We start from the raw sequence: 19,976 nt of genomic DNA, 5'->3' as shown, positions 1-19,976 counted from the left end.
GTTACCGCGAGGTCCCCCATCGACGAGTTTGCTACCGACTTCGGCGGTCTGCGGCATGCCGCCCCACTTGCTGTGCACCGGATGCCCGCCGCATTTCCCTCCGCCCTGCTCGGCTCCGGACGTCCGTTGACGCTACGCGGTGCGGGTCATTCCTGTGGTGGACAGACCGTCGCCGACCGTGAATTGCTCGTCACCTATGCCCCGGAGGCAGCGGCCGTCCAAGTGCGGGACCTCGGCGATGACCTGGTCGAAGTACCCGCCGGGACGAGCTGGCACCGCCTCGAGCGATACCTGAACCGCCGCGGCAGGGCCTTGCCCGTGCTACCGAACTACCTGCACATGTCGGTGGGCGGGACGCTCTCGGTGGGCGGCGCCGGGATCGACTCGATTCGGTACGGCATGCAGGCCGATCACGTGGAACGGCTCCAACTGATCGACGGAACGGGCGCCAGCCGCTGGTGCTCGCGTACCGATCATCCCGAGCTGTTCCGGTTCGCACTCGGCGGACTCGGCATGGTCGGACTGATCGAACGGGCGGTGCTACGCACTGTGTCGATCCGACACGAAACCCACGTACACCGCACAGACTTTGCCACACTGGGCGAACTCGGCGAGCACACCGAACAGATCGCACAGTGCGACGACGTCGACATCTTCTGTGCGTCCTTGCGGCGCGGCAGGCTCTCCTCGATCACCGGCTGGCGCGGCAACGGTCTGCGGCAATGCCGCGACGAGAACTGCGTGATCGAGTCAGATCTGCCATTTGTGGGGGAGTATCACGCCCAAGACATGGCCGCCCAGTTCTCTGACAAGGTCCGGCTGTGGACCGACTACGTCATGCCGGCCGAACAGTTCGCGCCGATGCTCGCGGCCGTCGAGGCACAACTAGACCGACCTCCACTGAACGGTGTCGACCCGATGTTGTACATCCTGATCGTCCGCCGCCCTCCTGACGCACTCCCATTCGCCTTCACACCCGTCGGGACAGCTCCGGTCTCGATCGGGTTGGGCCTGTACACCTGGGTCGACCGCGACCCGGCCGTCATCTCCGCCATTCGTCACGTGCTTCACGACCTTCTGGAGCGCTGTTGCGACCTCGGTGGGCGTCCCTATCTTTACGGCTTCAACGACCTCGACGCGTCCATGGCCGAGAGACTCTACGGACCCGACCTGGATCAGCTTGCGCAGCTGCGCTCAGCGCACCGGCTGGAACACGTCAACGCCCACCTCCCACTCGTGCGAGCCGCCGTCCCCACCTGACCCCCATTGCCCGCTGCCTGGGGATGGCGAATACGAAATGGTGGGGTCGGTCGCAATGAAAGAGATTGTCCAAATGGGAGCTGCCGAAGAATACCTGGTCAACTTGGCCCAACGGCTGACGCTACGCTGCGACCCAGCACCCATCCGCGCCATGATGGAACGCGCGTGTGGCGGACAGTTGGCGGCGCTGGCGCCGGACGGACTCAAAGCCAGCACGCTGACCATGTCCGGTGTTCCGTTCGAAGTCAGCGTCAGCGGCGGCCGAGGGGAGCTCACACCCGCCATTCGCTATGCCACCGAGACCGCGACACAGGAGACGAAGTTCAGCTCTCGCGTCACCGCTCAAATCGCCGCGATCCGGGATCTCGTCGCATGGTTGCCGAACGGAGATGAGACGGTTGCCGACCTGCTGGAGTCCTTCGTCACCACGCTATATCCCGATCCCGCGAAGGTCCCGGCACACCACCGCTCTGCCACGTGGGTAGGGGTTGTCCATCACGCCGCGGTGCCACACCATGCGGCCCGTCTCAAGGTATACGGGGGTCCGACGATCGTGCCCGGGGCGCTGCACCGATTGAGCAGTGCGTGGCCCAAGTTCGCTGGATTGGCGTCCGTTCCGGAAGACGAGGAGCTCATCAAGCCTGAGGGTGTAGCGATCGAGGTGGACGCTCGCGGCGATGTGAACCACAAGATATACCTGAAGGCCCGATCCAACGATGTCGGCGTGCCGATGAAACTGGTCCGCTACTTCGGCGATCCGGCATGGGAAGTGCTGTCCGAGCTCGTCCGCTGTGGCGTCGACGCGGACAAGCTCCACCAATACAACTTCTTTGTCTGCAGTGCACGCGGTACGGGTTCCCCTGGGTTCGGCCTCACCGTGATGGCGAGGCGACGTCAAGACCTGACCAGGCTGGTGTACGAACTCGCATCCCGGCACTACGGCACCACCCATGCCGTCGATGCCCTGGCCCACGCCGCAGAATCGACCGGGGCAAGCTGGCGCTATTCGGCGGTCGGACTAGGCTTCTCCACCGACTGCGGTATTGACAAACTCAACGTGTACGGCACGCCCACCTGGAATGCCGCGTAGTACGCAAGTCGCTGGATGCCAAGGACGGACCGCCGCCGCCGAACTCAGCGTGCAGTCACCGTCCTACGACCTCAGTGCGGGTCCGGCGCCACGACCGGCGGCGGCGAGGTCGGTGCGACCACGGCGCCGGACGGCGGCGGCCCGGCCGTAACCGGGGCGCTGACCGCGGGCGCACTGACCGACGCATCCGCCGGACGGGAGACCCGCTCGTCCTCGCCAACCGAGACCGCCGCCGGAACCTCCACGAACTGCGGATGCTCCACGATCTGCTCGTGCGCGTAGATCGCGTCGCGCAGGTTCTGCCGCTCCGACTCCTCGGCCAGCAACAACACCAATTCGTTGCATCGACGCTCGAAGATCATGTCGCGCAAAGCGGAAGATTCGGTGTCGACCCGCAGGTCACCGAGCCCGACGCGGCCCACATCTACCCGGCGCGACAGCATCGACGCGGCCAGCAGATCGTCGGCATCGCGCAGCTCGTCCCACAGCTGCCTGGATACGCTCTGCCCGGCCTGCACGGCCGAGAGAATCCGGTCACGCAGTTGCCGCGCGCCCGCGGCATCGGCGCTGGCGGCCACCGATCGGCCGACGCGGGTGTGCGCATCCGTCGCCAATTGGACACAGCGCTCGCGCACCTGCTGATCCGACACGGTCGCAACGGATTGCAGCGCGGTCGGGGAGCCGACCAGACCGAGCCGGTCCGCGGTATCAGGGGTGAACTCGCGCAAGTCGACGTCATAGGTCGGGCCGACAAGTCCTGCCATCGCCACTTCACTCAGCTGCGTGCGCAGACCGGGATCGATCGGGCCGGAGGAGACCAGTGCCGACAGGCTCGCATTCGCCTTCGGACCCCAGGCCAAGCCGAACTCGACCAGCACCCGGGCTGGATCCGACACACTCTCCCAGGATGAGGTGCTGGCTTCGGGGCCGAGCACTTCATCCCACAACCAGGGCGTCGAGACTTCGCGTGGCAAGTAGAGCTTGGCGGGCAGCCAGCCGCGGCCCTCGTTCGAGGTGATGAATATGCCGGCACCGGCCGGACCGCGCATCACCGCGACCGCCCAGGCCATGCCCACCGGCGAGTCGACAGCGGCGAGCACACTGCTGAGCAGGGTCCTGGCCAGTACCAAATCGTCGTTCACCGCATTGCCCACCACGTAGGCTGGTTCGGCCTCCTTGTCCTTCGCGGCGGCGACGGCGGAGGTGAACGGTGTGCCCATCGGCACCGACACCGGCATCGGGCTGGCATCGCCAGCCGCGCTGGCACCGGTCGGTGGCTGACCCGAACCGCGATCGTCCGCCGAACCGGCGTACACCGGTCCCACGCCCGGTCCGGAGCCGAGTGGCCCGCCCGATACCGACGGCGACGTGGTTCCGGCTGTCACGCCGGATGTACCGGTTGTCGTCGTCGGATCCGGCTGCGAAATCGCGCCCGGCGAACTGGATGGGCCGCTGGGCCCGCCCGGTGCCGTGCTCGTCGGTGTCGAACCGTTCGATGCCGCGGGAGCCATCGGGTTGTCGGTCGACGTAGAGCCTCCGCCCGGTCCGCCACCCGGTCCGCCGACGTGCCCACCCCCGGGGCCGGCGGGTGGCGGGGTGTGCTGAGTATTCGGGTCCAAGCCGTTGGACGTCGGCTCGCTGTGCGGGCCTCCGAGGCCTTGTCCGATCATTCGAAGGTTCGACGCCATTTCATGGTCGGCGTTTTCATAGGAATCGGCCGAGTCCCGAAGCGACTTCGCGGTGTTGAAGTGCTCCTGCGCCAGCGCCTTACCGGCGCGTTCGCGGGCGTTGTAGTACTTCACCAACGCTTGGCGAACGGGATCCGCGATCGTTCCATAGGTCGACTGGAAGCTCGCCAGCCACGCGTGCGGAGGCTCCGCCCACGCAAGAGTATCGCGCCCGACCTGCTCATGCTGCTGCGCCAACTGACGCAGCACCGCGGGGTCGATATTCGTGCTGGGTTCCGGCATTCTTCGATCAGACCCTTTCCTGCCGCCGTTCTCAACATTGTCAATCCTTCCCACTGACGGGAAATACCGACTGAACTCCCGCTGCGGGAAGCTGGACCCGCGCGATCGATGGCGGACCGACGAATCCCCCGAACGGATGCCGAGCCCGGTCGGCCGACAGCGATGAACGAGGTGGTAGCCGTAATGGATCAATGGGAGCTCGAAAACCTGCGATCGGCGAACAACGGTATGCGAAATCAGATCGACTACGCCATGGATGTCTACGAGAAACAGCAGGCTCAGCTAGCCGAGATCCAGCAGCAACTGGACGCACTGCGGGTACAGGCGAGTTCATCCGATCGGTTGGTCGAGGTGACTGTGGACGGTGCCGGGGTGGTCACCGACGTGCGATTGACCGCGCAGGCGATGCGCGCGAAGCCGGAGAATGTCGGGCGAGCGATTGTCGAGGCCGCGCAGGCCGCGGCGCGGTCGGCGCGCTCGCAACATGACGCACTGATCGCGCCGATCGTCGACACCGCCGAGCTGATGCCAGATCTGCCCGATCTTGTGCCAGGGGCGCCGAGCTGGCGCGATGCCCGCGACTCCGCCGAGAACGACGGTGTGCGCGCCGATTGAGTACTCCCATTCCTGGGAAGACTATGTCGAGCGCGGGAGAATTGACCGCAGTAGGCGTGAGGAGTCGATGTGGCGCACTCGTTAGAAGTCGATGAGGAGCGACTTCGTGCGCTTGTTCCGGAATTCGAGGATATAGGCGCCGAAGCGCAGCGCGTACTCGACCAGTTGAAGGCCGCGCTCGCGCGCGAAGGCGAACCTTGGGGCAAGGATGCTCCCGGCCAGGCATTCGCCGAGACCTATGTGCCGGATAGGGACAAAGGCATCGCGAGCCTGGCGAAAACCGTTGCGAGCCTTCGCGAAGAGGGAAAGATCGTCAGCGACCTCGTTGACAGCTTCGACCGCCAGGATCGCGAATCCGCCAACTTGATCAGCGACAGCGGGGAGCAGCCGCCGCCCAGTAGCCAGAACCTCGCTTCGACCACACCGACCGATCAATACGGGCAGGGTTGGCAGACTCCATCCGCAACGAACAGTACACCCGAAGCCACGCAATCGCCGACCGCCGCAACCGGTGATCGGGCTACACCGACTCCCACCTCCACACCGGACACCTCGGGTAGCGCCCCGCCAACACCCACGTCCGCCGCACCGACACCTTTTGGCGGCCCGAACGGAAACGGCATGCCCGGTCTGAACAGTCCGTTCGGTCAGAATGCCAGCCCGCCGAATGTTCCCCACACCTCCGATTCCCGACCGGAACCGGCGACCACCCCGGATGATTCGGCGCCCCCGGCCACTGCCGGACCGGGTGTCGATGCTCCCGCTGCCGACCGCAAGCAGCCGAATACACCGTGGTCGAGAAGTACGTCCGGGACCGGTCCCACATCGGACTCTCCCGCGCCGAAGGCGGCGGCCGCCCCACCCGCCCAGACCGCGGCCCCGACCAACACCGCGCCGCAGGTATCAGCGCCGTCGAGTACGCCGCCGCGGATGTCCGCGCCGCACCTGCCCGAGCAACATCAGCAGCAAGTTCGTCCGGCGCCGAAGGCGGCGGGCAAAGCCTTCGGTGCCGAATCGAAATCGGGCGCGCGCCATCCATGGGCGGCCGATGCTGCGGCCCTCGGTGAAAACGCCTTGCTAGCACGGAAATTGGCTGACAGACATGATCTCGAACTCATCGGCTTCGACGATCCGACTGTCGATGGCTACACGATCCGGGAGATCGCGGCGGCACTGGACGACGTGCTCACCCAGTACCCGTATGTCGATCTGCGACAGATAGTGATCGCCGAATCCGCCGAATCCGCCACGCGCCTGGAATGGGACTGGGTCGCGGGAGCCACCGGTCCGGAGCCGTTCACCCGTCGCATCGTGCTCGACACCGTGGTCGCCCGCAATCCCGCGGTATTCGCCGAATACATCCGTAGCGCAACGCATTCTGGAAAACTCGCGCGCGGGTCGGACCGGCGGCCGGTGTACTCGACAATGGTCCGCGAACTCGGACACGCACTCGATGTCGCCGGTAGCTTCCGTGCCAGACAGGCGGCTCAGGACGCGCTGATCGCGGAGTTCACGCGCACCCGAGGCACCATACTGCGCGAGAATGTGGACACCGCGTCGAGTTCGGAGTACGAGCAGTGGCGCGCCCAGCTGAGCGGCTATGGATTCCACAACGGCCGTTTCGACGCCGGGATGGCGGTGGCGGACGCGTTCACCGAGGTGCAGATCAACGGTTCCGAGGCAGCAGCGCCCGCAAAGGTGTTGCACCACTTACTGATCGACACTGCACGGAAGTCGGCGACGCCATGAGCTTCGGCGGTGGACACACCGCCGAAGCGCGGAACAGCACCTTCGAGACCGAACTGTCCTCGGCAGTCGGCGGTCGGCCGATGCGGATGCACGTGGGGTTGGGACCGGATACGGACTCGGCGTTGATCACTATCGCTCTGGCTCATCCGGATATCACCGACGACATGATCGCAACGGCGCGTCGGGCATTCGTGGTTGAGTCGGTTGTCGCCGACGTTGTCACAGAAGTTCCGGGACCGCCAGCGGAACCAACCGCGATACCGGGTGCGGCGCAGTGACTTTGACGCTGCCCGCGGCGTTTCCCACGTGGCTTGTCGACGCCGTGGCAGGGTACTGGCCGGAGTGTGACGAGGACGCCGTGCGCCGTGAAGGTGACCACTGGAAGGCGACCGGCGAGAGCTGCCGCCAACTCGGCAAACGCCACGATGCCGCGTCCACAACAGAAAAAGCTGCCCTCCACGGCTACAGCGCCGACACCAAGGCGACCAGGAACGTGCAGCTCGGCGACGACCTGCGCAACCAAGCCGAATACTGCGATTCCATGGCCGAGCAGTGCTACCAGAAAGCCAACGACTGTGAATTCACCAAGCTGCAGGTAATCGGAACCGGATTCGCGCTCTTGGCGCAGCTGGTGGTGGATGCGTTGATGTCCGCGCCGGGCGTGGTAAAGGCAGCCGAGGACCGGGCCGCGGCCGAAGCTTCCTGGACCGCGACCGCCCGACGGCACTTCGCCAAGATCAAGAAGGTGGGACTGGAATGTGCCACCAAACGCAAAGGTTTGCCATTGGCCAAGGCCACCGCCATCGGGCTCGCACTCGGTGGCGGGACCGCCGCAGCGGTCAATGCCGGAGCACAGTTCTACCAGAAGGAGGTCTTGCATCACCGCGACAAGATGGAATGGGACCTGGTCGAAGACGCCGGAATCATCGGTGGCGTCGGCGGCGGAATCGGAGCGCGATTCGCCTCCCGCTTCGCCCCGGGCATCAACAAGTTCCTCGGCAAAGTCGCCGGAAAATCGGAATCCAATATTGTCCGCTATGGCGCACACGTCACCGCCGGGGTACTGATCGGTGGGGTCGGCGGCGCCGCGGGCGCGGCCGCCGGCGCGGGCGCGGGGATCATCGTCACCGGTCATATCCCGAACGCCGAGGAACTGCGAACCAGCGTGCTCCAAGGTTTCGTCGGCGGCTTCGTCGGGTCGGCCACCATTTTCGCCCGCCCCTTGCCGCCGGGGATGCGAGTCAAGCCCAAGACAAACTCCTCGACCTCGAACACTTCCACCAAACCTCCGAGCACCACACCAACGGCCACACCTGGCACTACGCCACCGGCCACGCCTGGTGCCACACCACCGGCCACGCCCGGCGCCACACCACCCGGTGCCACACCACCGGCAACACCGCCCGGCGCCACACCACCCGCGACACCGCCTGGTGCCACCCCGCGCGGTGCCACACCACCAGCTACTCCCGGCGCCACACCGCCCGGCGCCACGCCACCCGCTACGCCACCTGGTGCCACCCCGCGCGGTGCCATACCACCGACAACACCACCTGGCACCCCACCACACCCCACAGCGCCCGACGGAACTCCACGCGTCACGCCACCACCGCAGGGAACCCCACCCCCCACCACAACACCGCCGGGCACAGGCACGCCTCCCGGCACCAGCACCCCACCGACCACCACCACACCCCCCGGCACCACGCCACCGGGAGGAACCGGCCCACACCCGCCCGGCCCAACGGGATCACGGCCAGACTCCACCGCCCCTGGACCGGGTGACTCGACAGGCGGCAAACCCGCCACTCCACGTCCAGACTCCGACGGGGCTCTCCCGCCTCGAAAGCCCGAAACGCCGGAATCGGTCCCGCGACCCGACCACACGCAAGGCGAAAGGGAACCAGCCGAGCCGCGGCCAACGGCGCGACCGCAGACTGACGAGACTGCGCCAGCAGGCGACGAGCCGCAGGTCAAACCCCAACGACGGCCCGCCGAGGAAGAGACTCCGCCGCCAGACCGCACGGACGATCCGGATACGGCCGACCCGCAACGAAAAGCCCCGCCGCAGACCGAGGAGATCACGCCCCCGGGACACGACGAACAGGTCAGGCCCCAGCGTGCACCCGACGAGGAATCCACTGCGCCGCCCGAGCACACACCGGTGTCCCGCGACCCGGACCACACGGTCCCGCCGCAGACCGAAGAAACAACTCCGCCACCCGACCCCACACCAGGCGAAAACGAACGAGCCACCACAGAACCAAAGACACCGCTACACCCCGACGAAACCCCGCCAGCAAGCGAGGAACCAAACAGCGCGTCGCTCCGGCCACACCGCGACGAAGAAACAACTCTGCCACCCGACCCCACACCAGGCGAAAACGAACGAGCCACCACAGAACCAAAGACACCGCCACGCCCCGACGAAACGGCTCCACCAGCACGCGAGGCAACACCCCCACCCGCCCACGAGGAAGCCGCTTCAGCGCGACGCGCGGAGGAGGAAGCCCGCGCACGCGATGAAGAAGCCGCCCGCGCACGCGAAGAAGAAGCCGCCCGCGCACGCGAAGAAGAAGCCGCCCGCGCACGCGAAGAAGAAGCCCGCGCACGCCTCGAGGGCGAGCCGATCGGAACGCCAGCGGCTACCGATGTCGGTGCGAAGGGCGGGCCGGAGCCTCGGCCGAAAGAGTGGCCCTACACCAACCCTCCGAATATGCGCACGGTTCCGCCTGGAACCCCGCTTGATCTGACCTCCCTCGATCCCAATATGAACTACCTCTGGGTGGTCGACGCCGAGGGGAACTTCAAGTTCGCACCGGAGCTGCAGAACACCTCCGACTTCATGAAGCCGCTGCCGCCGGATCGACCGTTCTATATCAAGCATGGTGACCTTCAGCCTGGCGAGGGCGGCACCGCACGTGGTCCAGCGCGAGCGGGGGGCGATCTGTATAACGTTCGCCATGCTGACGGCACGCCCAGCGACATCTGGTGCCTCAACAACAACTCGAGCTACACTTTCCGCCGAGTTGATGCGAACGGGCAGCCACTTCCGTGGGCGCCCGCCGGAAGTCTCAAGGCCGTCCGCCAGCATCTAATCGACGGCGGCGCCCCTGAAGAAATGCTCGTGACGAGCGATATCCTAGCCGCCCAGCGGCGCAAGCGAGGGGTGCCATGATCGAGAAGCCCGCTGATCTCGGCAGAGCCGCCGAAGCACTTCTCGACTCCAGCCGACACGCCTACGCCGAGCTTGATTCGTCCGAGATCCGGGAGGGCATCATCGGCCTGGTCGCCGCCCAGGAATCCGCTTATCTCGAGTACGACATGCTCGAGATCGATCTGGCGCTGATACGGGCACTCCTACTAGAAGCCCCCGACGTCGACGTTCGCCTCCTCGAATGGCTCATTGAGCAGCCCTCGACGGCACGACTGGGTGTGACCTGCCGAGCCCTGTGGCAGTTGTGGTCCCCGGCCAATCCACATCCGCCTATCGACCCGACTACGGTGCGGCGCCTGATGGCTGCGGCCGGGCGGGTCGACATCGGCACCAACGAGGTCGGCCCATATCGCGCCGCACTGGGATTCGCCGCCCGCCAGGTCGACGACCCCGGAACTCTGGCGGCCATCGACCATGAGATCGTTCGCCTGGCTACGGCGGATCCGGACTGAACCGAATTGCATTGCCCTCTGGGGTGATTGGATGGGCCTGAGAGGCCGACGTATCACCCTGATCGGAACGGCCGCAAAGGGCAATTTGCGGCAGAACAAGTTTCGGTCGATATACGACGTGTCCCGACGGGTGGGCCCGGCCGAGGCCACTCCGCAGGCCCGCGAACGCGCGCGAATTCATGCGGCTGGTGAAGGAGGATCTCGCGCAGTTGAAAGGCGTGAAACGGTGGCTGCCGGACGGCGATCCGTCGGAGCGGGATGTGGTCATCTATTCCAAGTGCTTCTAGTCCGGTGGAAGTGGCGAAACGCCCAATCCCGCACGTCCGCACCCGATCCGACGACTGGCCAGGTTGATATGCCGGGCACGATAAGCGCTGGGAAGCCCGTATCGCGTCCGAATCGGGGCGCCGCCCCACTCGCCCTCGCCGTCGGTGACGCTTCGGTTCCAGCACGCCGAACCACTGCCAAGCACCGTGACGTGGTAGCTGTCCCTGCCCGAGAAGCTCGGCTCCTGAAGGGAAGTGACCGGTCGAGGTACGAACCGATATCGTAATGACGATCACAGAAATCCCTGAGCGGGCTCGGCGGCACTCGAGGTAAGCAGCAACTGATGGACCATTGGCAATACGAAATGCAACGAGCTCAACTTGCCGATGTGCGGGATGAGTTGTCCGCGATAACCGCCACAGCCGGTTCGCGGGATGGTTTGGTCGAGGTGACTGTCGATCAGTCCGGCATAGTGACCGATGTGCGCTTGGAGCCGCGCGCGCTGCGTGGTGTGGCCGCGGAGCTCGGGCGAGCAGTTACCGAAGCGGCCAGGGAGGCCGCGCGGCTGGCACACCAAAAGGTCATTGAGACCATCGGCCCGATCGAAGATATTGTCGGCCGCATGCCCAATCCGGAGGATCTGCTGCCAGGTGCGCCCAGCCTGCGGGAACTGGACGTCGTCGAGCAGCCAACTCCGGTCGCCTACGAAGACGATGAGTACGACGACTATTACGACTGACGCGTAGGTCCCGTACTGATCGTCGGTCGCCGAGCCGTCGTGGTCGGAGCGGGTGCGCGTGGCGCGTCCACGAACAATGGATGATCGAAGATCTGTCCGTGAGCGTAGGTCGCATCGCGCAAGCGCTGTCGATTCGGCTCGTCGATGAGCATCAGCACCAGTTCGTCACAGCGCCGTTCGAATACCATCGCCCGCAGCAGCATCGCCTCCGTTGCCGACCGTCCGTCGGTGTCGGATCGCAACTCCCCCAACGCCACCCGGGAGACGTCGGCTCGGCGCGACAGCATGGACGCGGCGAGCAGATCGTCGGCGTCACGCAGTTCGTCCCACCAGTCGGCGGGCACCTCTCGGCGCTGCCGGATCGCCTCCAGGATCCGCTGGCGCAGCTGCGGCAGCCCCAGCGAGTCGGGTGCGGCCGCCTGTCCGACGCGCCGATGCGCATCCCAGGCCAGGTCGATGCAGCGCGAGCCGATCCCCTGCGCCGGCACCTTTCCAACCCGCTCCAGTAACTGCGGCGCGGCTACCAGAGCGAGCCGATCAGCCAAGCCCGCCGCCGCGGCGCTCATATCCATTGCCGACGAGGCGGATACCTGCCCCTCCATGGGTACCTCACGCAGTTGAGCGCGCATACCCGGATCGATGGCCTGCGACGATACGATCGCAGTCACCTTGGCACCCGTCCGGCGTCCCCATGCCGCGCCGAACTCGGCGAGCACCCGCGCTGGATCGGAAACACCTTCCCATGCGGCGTCCGCTACCTCCCACATCCAAGGCGTGGAAATCTCACGCGGAAGGTACAGACCCGCAGGTAGCCAGCTACGGCCCTCGTTCGAGACGACGAACGCGTTGATTCCGCCGGAATGCCGCATGATCGACACCGCCCACTCCAGCCCGATCACCGACGAATCCACCACGGCCAGTACACCGCCCAGCAATGTCCGGGCCAGCACGAGATCACCGTCGACGCGCTCACCGAGTATGAAGGTCGGAGCGGCGGCGGCCACCATCGCACCACCGACGACATCGCGAAGCAGTTCGTCGCTGCCGCCGGTGTCCGGCTGCCCGTCTCTGGCCTGCGGACCGCGTTGCGGCGAACCCGATTTCGCGGCGGGGACGGCCGCGCTCGGCACCGGCGCGGTAGGACCGGCGGATACCTTCGGGAGCGGGGACCCCGATCCGCGCGAATCGACCTGGGGGGCTTTTGCTTCCATCCCCGGCCGCGACTGCGCTGCCGGAGACTGCGTCGAGGTTTGAGCCGTGGACTGCGCTGACGGCGGCGGCGATGATGGCGGCGCGGATATGCCCGTCGAACCCGCCGCGGGTGGCAGGATCGTCGGCATCATCGGCGGCATCTGTCCCGGCGAGTTGGTCGACCCCGGCTCCCGTGCGATCTCGGCTCGGTCGGTGCCGTGACCGGAATCGGTTGCGGCTGTATGGTTTTCCTGATGCTGTTGGGAATCGGTGGTATCACCTGCCGTCTCGCCATGCGCACTGGAGTCGGCTTGCCCCTGCAATTCACCGGAGCTGGTCGTCGACGACGCACGCGACGGGACGCCGGTTGTAGAAGCACCTGAATCGCCGCCGTCTGGCTGCGCCGTCGGCGCATAGCCTGTGGTGACACCCGTAGTCGAGGTCGGCGCCGAAACCGCGGGCGGCATCCCAGGGGCGGTCGGCGCCTCCGTCGGGGTTCCCTGCGATGGCGAATCGACGGGAAGATCCGTCGGCCCACTCCCAGGCAAGCCATGATGCTCGACCGGATCCCCCACCGGCACATCGAATTTCGGGCCGAGGCCTAGCGGGGCCGGGAACTGGTGATTCGGTCCGGCCGGAGGGTGGCCGACCTCATGCTGCTGGCCGGGCAGGTGCTGGTGCGCGGGCCGGTGTTCCGGCTGTCCGTCCGGTAGATGGGGGCCCCCGGAGTTCGATGGCCCAGGATGCCATAGCAAACCCTTAAGGCGCTCCAGACTCGGCAAGATCGTCGGTCCGATCGAAGTCTGCGCGGCCCGTGCCACATCGTCGACCTCCTCCCGAGCCTCGGCGATGATCCGTTTGACGCGGCGGTCCAAGGCAGCCAACTTGGCCTCACGTTCCGCCTCAGTATCGGATTCGTCGCTTTGGGCGGCCTGCTGCGCACGACGAATTTTGGCGGTAGCATCCTCGACGATATCGAGGATCCGGTTTCGGGTGCGATAGACCAGATCGGAAAAAAACCCGAAGATTTCGGCAGCGGCGTCCAGCGCGTCAGCGAAGGCCTGCGGGTTCCCCCGCTGCTTCAGCATATTTTGTTTTATTGGTTCGAGCCCCTCGCTGGCACGGACTCGATTATCGAAGTCATGGCGGGCTTGTTCGGCGCCGAGCGTATCCAGCGCCGCGGCGCCGTCACGCGAAGTGGTTTCCAGCGCGCTCCAGTCGCCGGGCGGCACCTCCGGCCATTTGTCCCGGACTATCTGCTCCCAATACGGACTTTCGTGCTCCGGCGCCATCCGATGATCAGAACGAGTCGTAGTGGCCGACGTCCGTCCCGCCCGCCACATCCGCGTCGGCGAGGACATTCGTCGTGCTCACCGTCCCGGTGTGGGTGATCCGCGCCCCGTGCCTATTGGTCGCCGTGGCGAGGTGCAACGCCGCCACGACCTTCTTCCGCTGCGTGTCGAGGTCCAGGTCGAGTTCCGATTTCGGCCGATGGTGCAGGACCAGATCCGCGACGGTTCCGGAGACCTGATCCGAGACCGTTTCGATGGCTCCGGCGAATCTGCCTGCCGCAGCGTTCACTTCGTGCGGTTCGTCTATATCCAGCATGTCGGCATCCTGTCTGCGAGAGGTTGTTTCGGTTCAGCTGGTGGTGCCGAATTCGGCATTCACCATGGCGCGGAAGGAGGCTTCGGTGGGCAGATCGAACGAGTCGATCGTGTAGGGACGCGTGCCCTTGTACTCCATTTCGGCACGCAGCCCGACCCGGGACTTCAGATGTGCCAGGCGCGCGAGCTTCAGAATCTGCGCGGCCAACCAGGCATCGCCGTTGTCACGAGCGTCGTCGGTGATGTGCAGTCCGACGATCTCACCGTCGCGATCGCAGGCGACGCCGCAGGTGTGGTCGGGATTGAACACTTCATAGACCATGCTCCGCCAGTCGGGAGCCGGTGCCCCTTCGTCCACATCGAATTCGTCCGGATCTGTCTCGGTCAACGGGATCCCTCCTAAAGTCTTTCGGCAGGTTGACGATTCGACGCTGCACTACGCACGGACAGATCCTCATCGGATGCCTCCAATCGCGCGGCGAGCGCGCTCCACGCGGCATCGTCGATGCTCATGATCTGGTGGAGCTGCCAGAATCGAGCGCCGAGATACATCTCGGCGGTTCCATCCGGGGCGACATCGAGATGATCGGGACCCTCGTTGGTCGGATTGAGCGTAACCGTCGTGATAGGCGGGCGCCCGTCGTCGATATTCATGATCGTCGCGCCGCCGCCGGGGATGAAGCTCTGGCGGCAGCGCGGACTGTTTCCGATCGCGATATCGGCACTATTGGTGGTCACCGTGATCTCGGAGTTGAGCAGCAATTGCACCGCCCAGGCCCGAGCGGCGAGCTCTGGTCGATCGGCATTGATGGCAATGGTCAATGCGGTCGCCAGGTCGACGACCAGTAATGCCTCGGCGGTGGTGACACCCACGATGACCAACCGCTTCGCGCTGCCGACCGGGTAGGGCAGATCGTCGGCGCCGAGGGTCACCACATCCGAGCCGGCGCCCGCACCGGTCGAAGGATGGGCGACGACGGTTCCGGTCGCGACGTCGATGGTGTACGCGGCGACCAGACTCGGCATCCGTTCGGCGACCCCGGCCAACCGAACCAGGCCCTCGTCGTGCAGCCACCGCACGGTATCGGCAACGGTGACCGCGCCGGGTTCGGTCATGACGGCACCGCACCTGCTGTCGCCGAGGGCGACCCGGACGGGCCGGAGGGCCCTTTCAGTCCGTAAGCGGTCGACTCGAACGGCTCGGGCGGCGGCACAGATTCCATCACGCTCTGGTACTGCCGTGCCGCGTCAGCGCTGCTCTCTCGAATGGCCGCCATGATTTCTGTGACCAGTTCCTGATTGGTGAGGCGGTCCACGGTGCCCGGCGCCAGAAACAGATCCGTCAGCCGGCCCATCGCATCGACCTCGGGGATGATCGCACCGCTGGGTGAGGGCCGACGTGCTCGGATACCGTCGATCCGCTCACGCATGTCGGCGATTCGATGCCGCAACTCGCGGGCGGCGTCGAGGGCGGCCTGTACATCGGGGTGGATATCACTCACACGGAACCTCCGGATTGAGTCGGGCCTTGGCCCGGCGACGGTGTCGGCGGTGTCACGGTCGGGGCGATTGTCGGCCGTTCCCCGATGACCTGTTCGGTATGGGGGGTGTCGTCGACGTACATCAATCGGTCGGGATGCCAGGCGACCACCCGATTGCGTTCGTTGCCATTGCCACCGGCACCGCCCATACCAGGGGACATCGGCATGTACGGCATCATCCCGGACCCGGCACCGGCACCGCGCGCGGCGGCCGCCGCGCCCGAGGCCCCGGACGACAATCCCTCGATAACCGGTGTTCTCGGCATTCCGACCGCGGTGCTCGATGCCCCACCCGCGGTCGCGACGATCGGCATCGCGCCCACCGACACCGAGGTTGTCGCGCCGGAGATGTCCGGTATTCCGGCGCCGGAGATCGCGCTGCCCGCACCCCCGGAACCGAGCGACCCCAGGCTGCTGGGGACGCCGAGGTCGTCGTATCCATAGTCGCTGTACTCGTCATCGAGGCCGGCGCCAGAGGTGTCCTGGTTCTGGGCCATGCCGGCAGCGGAGGACATGGCGCTCATCATGGCCGGCAGCATCTGGGACAGCATGCTGCTGTCGCTGCCACTGCCACTGCCGCTGCTGCTCTTGCCGCTGCCGCCGGTACCACTTGTGCCGCCCTCGGTGGGGAGCTTCGAGTTGACGGTCGTGGTGTAGCCGGTGATCGCCTCAGCCGAGCGGGCGTTCTGCTCCTGGAATTCGGCGAGCGCCTCCGAGATCGCCAACTCGTTTTTCGACTTCATCGCGGCCAGTAACCGTTTGCGGGCCGCGATGATCTCCTCGGGTGTCGGATGTTTGGCCTTCGCGATGGTGAACGCGTTGCTGTAGGCATCGACATTGTCGGCCAGCGCGCCCAATCCGGCGCCTAGTTGCCCCAGCCAATTCCGATGCTCGGTGAGGTGCTCGGCCACGGTGGTGCCGACCGGCGTCCAGTTCTGCATCAGCGTGGCCGCACCGTCGACGCCTTCGGCGGCGGCAACGTGGAAACCGCCGGTGTACTTGCGGATATCGGCCGCGAAACCGATCGCCGGACCAGGCCCCGGACCGGTGTGCAACTGCTTTGCGAAAGTGAGCGGGTCGACGGATCCGGTAGCCGCGGGCAAGGTAAAGGTCGGTGGTTGCCGGAGACCGAACTCCTGCACATCACCAACCGGATTGGCGAGGATCTCGGCGCCGCTGCCATTGATAATGCGCGCACCCTCGTCATCGGTGGTGGTGTAATCGGTTGCCGCGCCGCCGATGTGGTGCGCGTGGCGCTGGACCTCGTTGAGCACGCCGAGCACACCATTGAACAGCGACGCGGCCTGGGCGTTGAGCCGTGGTACATGTGTCCCGGAGATCGGGTCGGCGCCTGCGGGCTGCACCCAGCCCTTCGGCAATTCGGCTCCGGTGTCACGTGCCAGCGCGGCCAGCTTCGCGGCCACATCGACGAGTTGCGCCGGGTCGACATTCAGCGGCATCGCCTCCTCCTCTCACCATCCGGCTCACGATCACGCCGGAGCGGCCACCGCGGGCATGGCCGCACCCGCCGATGGATCGCCGGTGACGGGCATACCCGACATCTTGCCTTGATCGTGGTCCTCCGGCGCGGTCGCGTCGATACCGTTCGGATGGCTGAATCCGACGAATTGGCCGAATTCCCCAGCATTATCGGACATTTCCGTCGGAGTGAACTGTTTGAGCTGACCGTTGACCACGACCTCCAGTGTGCCGCCGTCGTCGGCGGGGAAGGCCACCACGATCGCGGTGCGCCCGTCCCAGACCGCGACATCGCCGGTCATCAACTGATACGGATCGACTGCGGTGCCGATCTGCTTCTTGTCCGACCACTTCGCCGGGGTCTTCGCGTATGCCGCCTGGGCATCGGTGCCGCTGGCGTTGCCGAACGCCGCATCCAAAGCCTGTGCGACAGTGGCGGATACCTTCTGAGTCCGACCGTCCGGGAAGGTATACACGACAGTTCCGTCGGAGTTCGGTGTGCGGCCCGGCATACCTGTAGTCGGCTGCGTGGACGACGAATTCGCCGGGGGCGCGGTATTCGTCGCGGGTGCCGGCGTGCTGGTCGCGGGCTGCTGCACGGCAGGTTGGGCAGGTGCGACGGCCGCGGGGACGGCGCGGAGTTCGTCCGCGTACGGGTCGTATTCGGCGCGCCGACTGTTCAGATCGGTGTCAGTCTGGCCGCGGTTCATCATCTGCGCCATCAACATCGGCAGCATCGAACTCATCATGTCCATACCGGAGCTCGCCGGTGATGCGGCGGCCGCATCCGGCACCGAAGCCGGTGTGGCGGTACTCGGATTCGCCGCGCTGGTGTTGAGGTCGTCGAGCGCCTTCTGCACCTTGTCATCGAGCGAGGAACCGGTCGGGGTGGTTCCGGTATCGACGCCGGGAGTGGTCGGATTGAGATCGTTCAACCCGGGGACCTGGGAACCGTCGTCGATGGGAGTGACCTGGCCGGGGTCGATGCCAGGCGTGGTCGGAGTCGTCGGCACTTGGGGGACGGTCGGCGGATCGGTCAGCTTCTTCTTCAGATCCGCGTTCTCCTGCTGGAGTTTCTTGATCTGATCTTCCAGCTCCTTCATCTTCGCGGTCTCGTCGTTGACGCCAGCCGCAGTGTCCTTGTTCGCGTTGCTCGCCTGGTCGAAAGCGTTTGCGACAGCTTGGATCGCCTTGTTGCAGAACTCGTAGACATGCTGATCTTCCTTCGTCCCCGGCTTAGGGAGGGTCGGAGCCGCCTCAGTGATCAGGTCGACCCCGGTGTTGACCGCCTCCTGCGCGGTAATGGAGACCGCCGGGGTCTTCTTGATCTTCTGCACGATCGCTTTGGCCGACTCATCGATTTGGTCCGCCACGTGACGCAGGCTGGTATACGTGCTCAGATAGTTTGTGAAATGAGCCTGCTCCGCCCCTGTTACCTGTGCGGGCATCGGCATATCCGGCGGGTCGGGCTTTTCCTCCTTGCCGTCACCGCAACTGTCGAAGTAACCTTTGAACTGCTCGGGCAGACCCTTGTACCAATTTATGGTGCTTTGCAGCAGCACATACTGCGCATACTCTGAGTCCTCCGTTATCTGGCTGGGGTCAGGCATCCACATCTGGTGAATTGTCAACAAGGAGCTGCTCCTCGGCCGGGCCCGTTACGAGATGGGTATGGTTGGGAGATAGTCGATACCCGTACCCTGCGTACCGTATTGATTCCAATATTTATTACCGTACGCCGTGGCGGCTGTCGCGGTCATGGTGCCCAAGCCCATCTTGGTCATCGGTGCACGCAAGAAAGCCAGGCGGTCCATGAATCCGCCGAACTGTGCCTTGGCGCCCTTTTTGAAAAACAAGGTTCCTGCATCTTTGAAGCTTTCGCCGAGCGCCTTCGCGCCGCCTTTGAGGAAGGCACCCTTTGCGGCACCGCCGATCATTCCACCAGGAATGGCACCCAAGGCGCCATCGATGAGTGCGGATTCCATGCATTCGTCGAAGCTCTTGCCCTCGGTGGCGGCCATAATCCCACCGGCCACCCCGCCGATCAATGCGGCGCCCACGGGTCCGCCGAAGGCGAACCCGACACCGCTCGCCACTCCAGAGACGACATCGCGCCATCCGAGACCGAACATATGATCACCTATCCGCTGTCGAGTGCGCGCCAACGCCGCGATAGACCGTTGACGACCATGCATGGAACATCTATCGACCCCCTCATTGTCGAGGATTCCCAAACATGGGAACCCGACGTCCATGCTCGACAGGTCAGGATGATTAAGGCAGGAAGTGCACCAGCGCGCGAGTCGCCGTGACCACGTTGTTCCGGTTCGCCGGGCGATGGATGTAGGAGGAAATCCCGGATGAACCTCCATCGCTTGCCGCTCAGGCGTCCTGCACCGCCGGTCGCCTATTCCCGTGTGCGATGGGTGCTCGGTGGCGCGCGATGACAAGCGCGGAGGCCGAGATCGCCGTCGAGCATCAAGACGACGGCAGTGTCGAGCAAGGAGAGTCCGCTCCGGTAACCCCGTGGACGAACAGACGGCGGCGCACGACTCCGGCCGCACCTGGTCAACCAGCGACATCCGGGCAGAACGGGTCGCAACCGGCGAACCAGGGATCAGCGAACAACAATGCGGTGCCGGGAACAGCTGCCCAAGGCCCGAATTCCGCTGCCCAGCCTGGGGGCTCGGTCGCTGGTCCGAGCTCGGGTGCGGTGCCGCAGGGGAATGTTGTGGTGCCGCCGGGTCAGGCGGCGGGTCAGCCGGGGCAGGCGCCTGCTGCTCAGCCGGGGCCGCAGGC

17 protein-coding genes and 1 pseudogene are annotated in these 19,976 nt (G+C 65.7%); 9 read left to right on the top strand and 9 right to left on the bottom strand.

The features are described from left to right. Positions 1 to 81: 81 nt before the first annotated feature. Together ACZ60G_RS40170 and ACZ60G_RS40165 are read left to right on the top strand one after the other, a co-directional pair. Entirely contained in the window at positions 82 to 1,260 is a 1,179-nt protein-coding gene (locus ACZ60G_RS40170; RefSeq protein ID WP_465817202.1) for an FAD-binding oxidoreductase, read from the top strand. A gap of 73 nt (positions 1,261 to 1,333) precedes the next feature. Continuing rightward, the gene (locus tag ACZ60G_RS40165) at positions 1,334 to 2,350 is read left to right on the top strand and encodes a hypothetical protein (RefSeq protein ID WP_465817201.1); all 1,017 of its coding nucleotides are present in this window, start codon (positions 1,334 to 1,336) and stop codon (positions 2,348 to 2,350) included. A 71-nt stretch (positions 2,351 to 2,421) separates the two neighbouring features. Here ACZ60G_RS40165 and ACZ60G_RS40160 read toward each other — a convergent pair whose 3' ends face one another. Beyond that, positions 2,422 to 4,320, bottom strand: a complete 1,899-nt coding sequence (locus tag ACZ60G_RS40160) for a type VII secretion target (protein WP_465817200.1) — start codon at positions 4,318 to 4,320, stop codon at positions 2,422 to 2,424. Between the two features lie 183 nt (positions 4,321 to 4,503). On the opposite strand from ACZ60G_RS40160, the gene ACZ60G_RS40155 reads away from it, so the two are divergent. From ACZ60G_RS40155 to ACZ60G_RS40130, 6 genes are all read left to right on the top strand, one after another. Then, entirely contained in the window at positions 4,504 to 4,935 is a 432-nt protein-coding gene (locus tag ACZ60G_RS40155; RefSeq protein WP_465817199.1) for a YbaB/EbfC family nucleoid-associated protein, read from the top strand. Positions 4,936 to 5,004: 69 nt separating this feature from the next. Then, positions 5,005 to 6,684, top strand: a complete 1,680-nt coding sequence (locus tag ACZ60G_RS40150) for a hypothetical protein (RefSeq protein WP_465817198.1) — start codon at positions 5,005 to 5,007, stop codon at positions 6,682 to 6,684. Further along, a complete protein-coding gene (locus ACZ60G_RS40145) occupies positions 6,681 to 6,962 on the top strand; it encodes a hypothetical protein (RefSeq protein ID WP_465817197.1) in 282 nt (93 codons plus the stop codon). Before ACZ60G_RS40150 ends, ACZ60G_RS40145 begins: the two co-directional genes overlap by 4 nt. Then, a complete protein-coding gene (locus tag ACZ60G_RS40140) occupies positions 6,959 to 9,862 on the top strand; it encodes a WXG100-like domain-containing protein (RefSeq protein ID WP_465817196.1) in 2,904 nt (967 codons plus the stop codon). The genes ACZ60G_RS40145 and ACZ60G_RS40140 overlap by 4 nt, the downstream gene beginning before the upstream one ends. Beyond that, positions 9,859 to 10,353, top strand: a complete 495-nt coding sequence (locus tag ACZ60G_RS40135) for a hypothetical protein (RefSeq protein ID WP_465817195.1) — start codon at positions 9,859 to 9,861, stop codon at positions 10,351 to 10,353. Before ACZ60G_RS40140 ends, ACZ60G_RS40135 begins: the two co-directional genes overlap by 4 nt. A gap of 610 nt (positions 10,354 to 10,963) precedes the next feature. Further along, positions 10,964 to 11,359 carry a YbaB/EbfC family nucleoid-associated protein gene (locus ACZ60G_RS40130; RefSeq protein WP_465817194.1) on the top strand — a complete coding sequence of 132 codons (396 nt, stop codon included), beginning with the start codon at positions 10,964 to 10,966 and terminating at the stop codon, positions 11,357 to 11,359. Here the strand turns inward: ACZ60G_RS40130 and ACZ60G_RS40125 are convergent. The 8 genes from ACZ60G_RS40125 to ACZ60G_RS40090 form a co-directional block, all read right to left on the bottom strand. Next, positions 11,350 to 13,842, bottom strand: coding sequence for an ATP synthase subunit B family protein (locus ACZ60G_RS40125; RefSeq protein ID WP_465817193.1), 2,493 nt, complete (start codon positions 13,840 to 13,842; stop codon positions 11,350 to 11,352). The genes ACZ60G_RS40130 and ACZ60G_RS40125 overlap by 10 nt on opposite strands. Positions 13,843 to 13,849: 7 nt before the next feature. Beyond that, a complete protein-coding gene (locus tag ACZ60G_RS40120; RefSeq protein ID WP_465817192.1) occupies positions 13,850 to 14,158 on the bottom strand; it encodes a hypothetical protein in 309 nt (102 codons plus the stop codon). A gap of 33 nt (positions 14,159 to 14,191) precedes the next feature. Beyond that, entirely contained in the window at positions 14,192 to 14,545 is a 354-nt protein-coding gene (locus ACZ60G_RS40115; RefSeq protein ID WP_465817191.1) for a hypothetical protein, read from the bottom strand. An 11-nt stretch (positions 14,546 to 14,556) separates the two neighbouring features. After that, positions 14,557 to 15,273, bottom strand: a complete 717-nt coding sequence (locus ACZ60G_RS40110; RefSeq protein ID WP_465817190.1) for a hypothetical protein — start codon at positions 15,271 to 15,273, stop codon at positions 14,557 to 14,559. Then, positions 15,270 to 15,659, bottom strand: a complete 390-nt coding sequence (locus ACZ60G_RS40105; RefSeq protein ID WP_465817189.1) for a YbaB/EbfC family nucleoid-associated protein — start codon at positions 15,657 to 15,659, stop codon at positions 15,270 to 15,272. The genes ACZ60G_RS40110 and ACZ60G_RS40105 overlap by 4 nt, the downstream gene beginning before the upstream one ends. Continuing rightward, positions 15,656 to 17,158, bottom strand: a complete 1,503-nt coding sequence (locus ACZ60G_RS40100; RefSeq protein ID WP_465817188.1) for a PPE domain-containing protein — start codon at positions 17,156 to 17,158, stop codon at positions 15,656 to 15,658. The genes ACZ60G_RS40105 and ACZ60G_RS40100 overlap by 4 nt, the downstream gene beginning before the upstream one ends. 30 nt (positions 17,159 to 17,188) lie before the next feature. Next, positions 17,189 to 18,739: a bZIP transcription factor gene (locus tag ACZ60G_RS40095; RefSeq protein WP_465817187.1), complete on the bottom strand. Its 1,551-nt coding sequence runs from the start codon at positions 18,737 to 18,739 to the stop codon at positions 17,189 to 17,191. 96 nt (positions 18,740 to 18,835) lie between these two features. Next, entirely contained in the window at positions 18,836 to 19,309 is a 474-nt protein-coding gene (locus ACZ60G_RS40090; protein WP_465817186.1) for a hypothetical protein, read from the bottom strand. A gap of 311 nt (positions 19,310 to 19,620) precedes the next feature. Between ACZ60G_RS40090 and ACZ60G_RS40085 the strand changes: the two are divergent. Beyond that, positions 19,621 to 19,976, top strand: a pseudogene (locus tag ACZ60G_RS40085) (hypothetical protein); the annotation flags it as partial.

The sequence above is a fragment of the Nocardia sp. NPDC102475 genome, from assembly GCF_055584605.1.
Note: the sequence above shows the minus strand (reverse complement) of the source record. Positions and strands in the feature narration are given on the sequence as shown.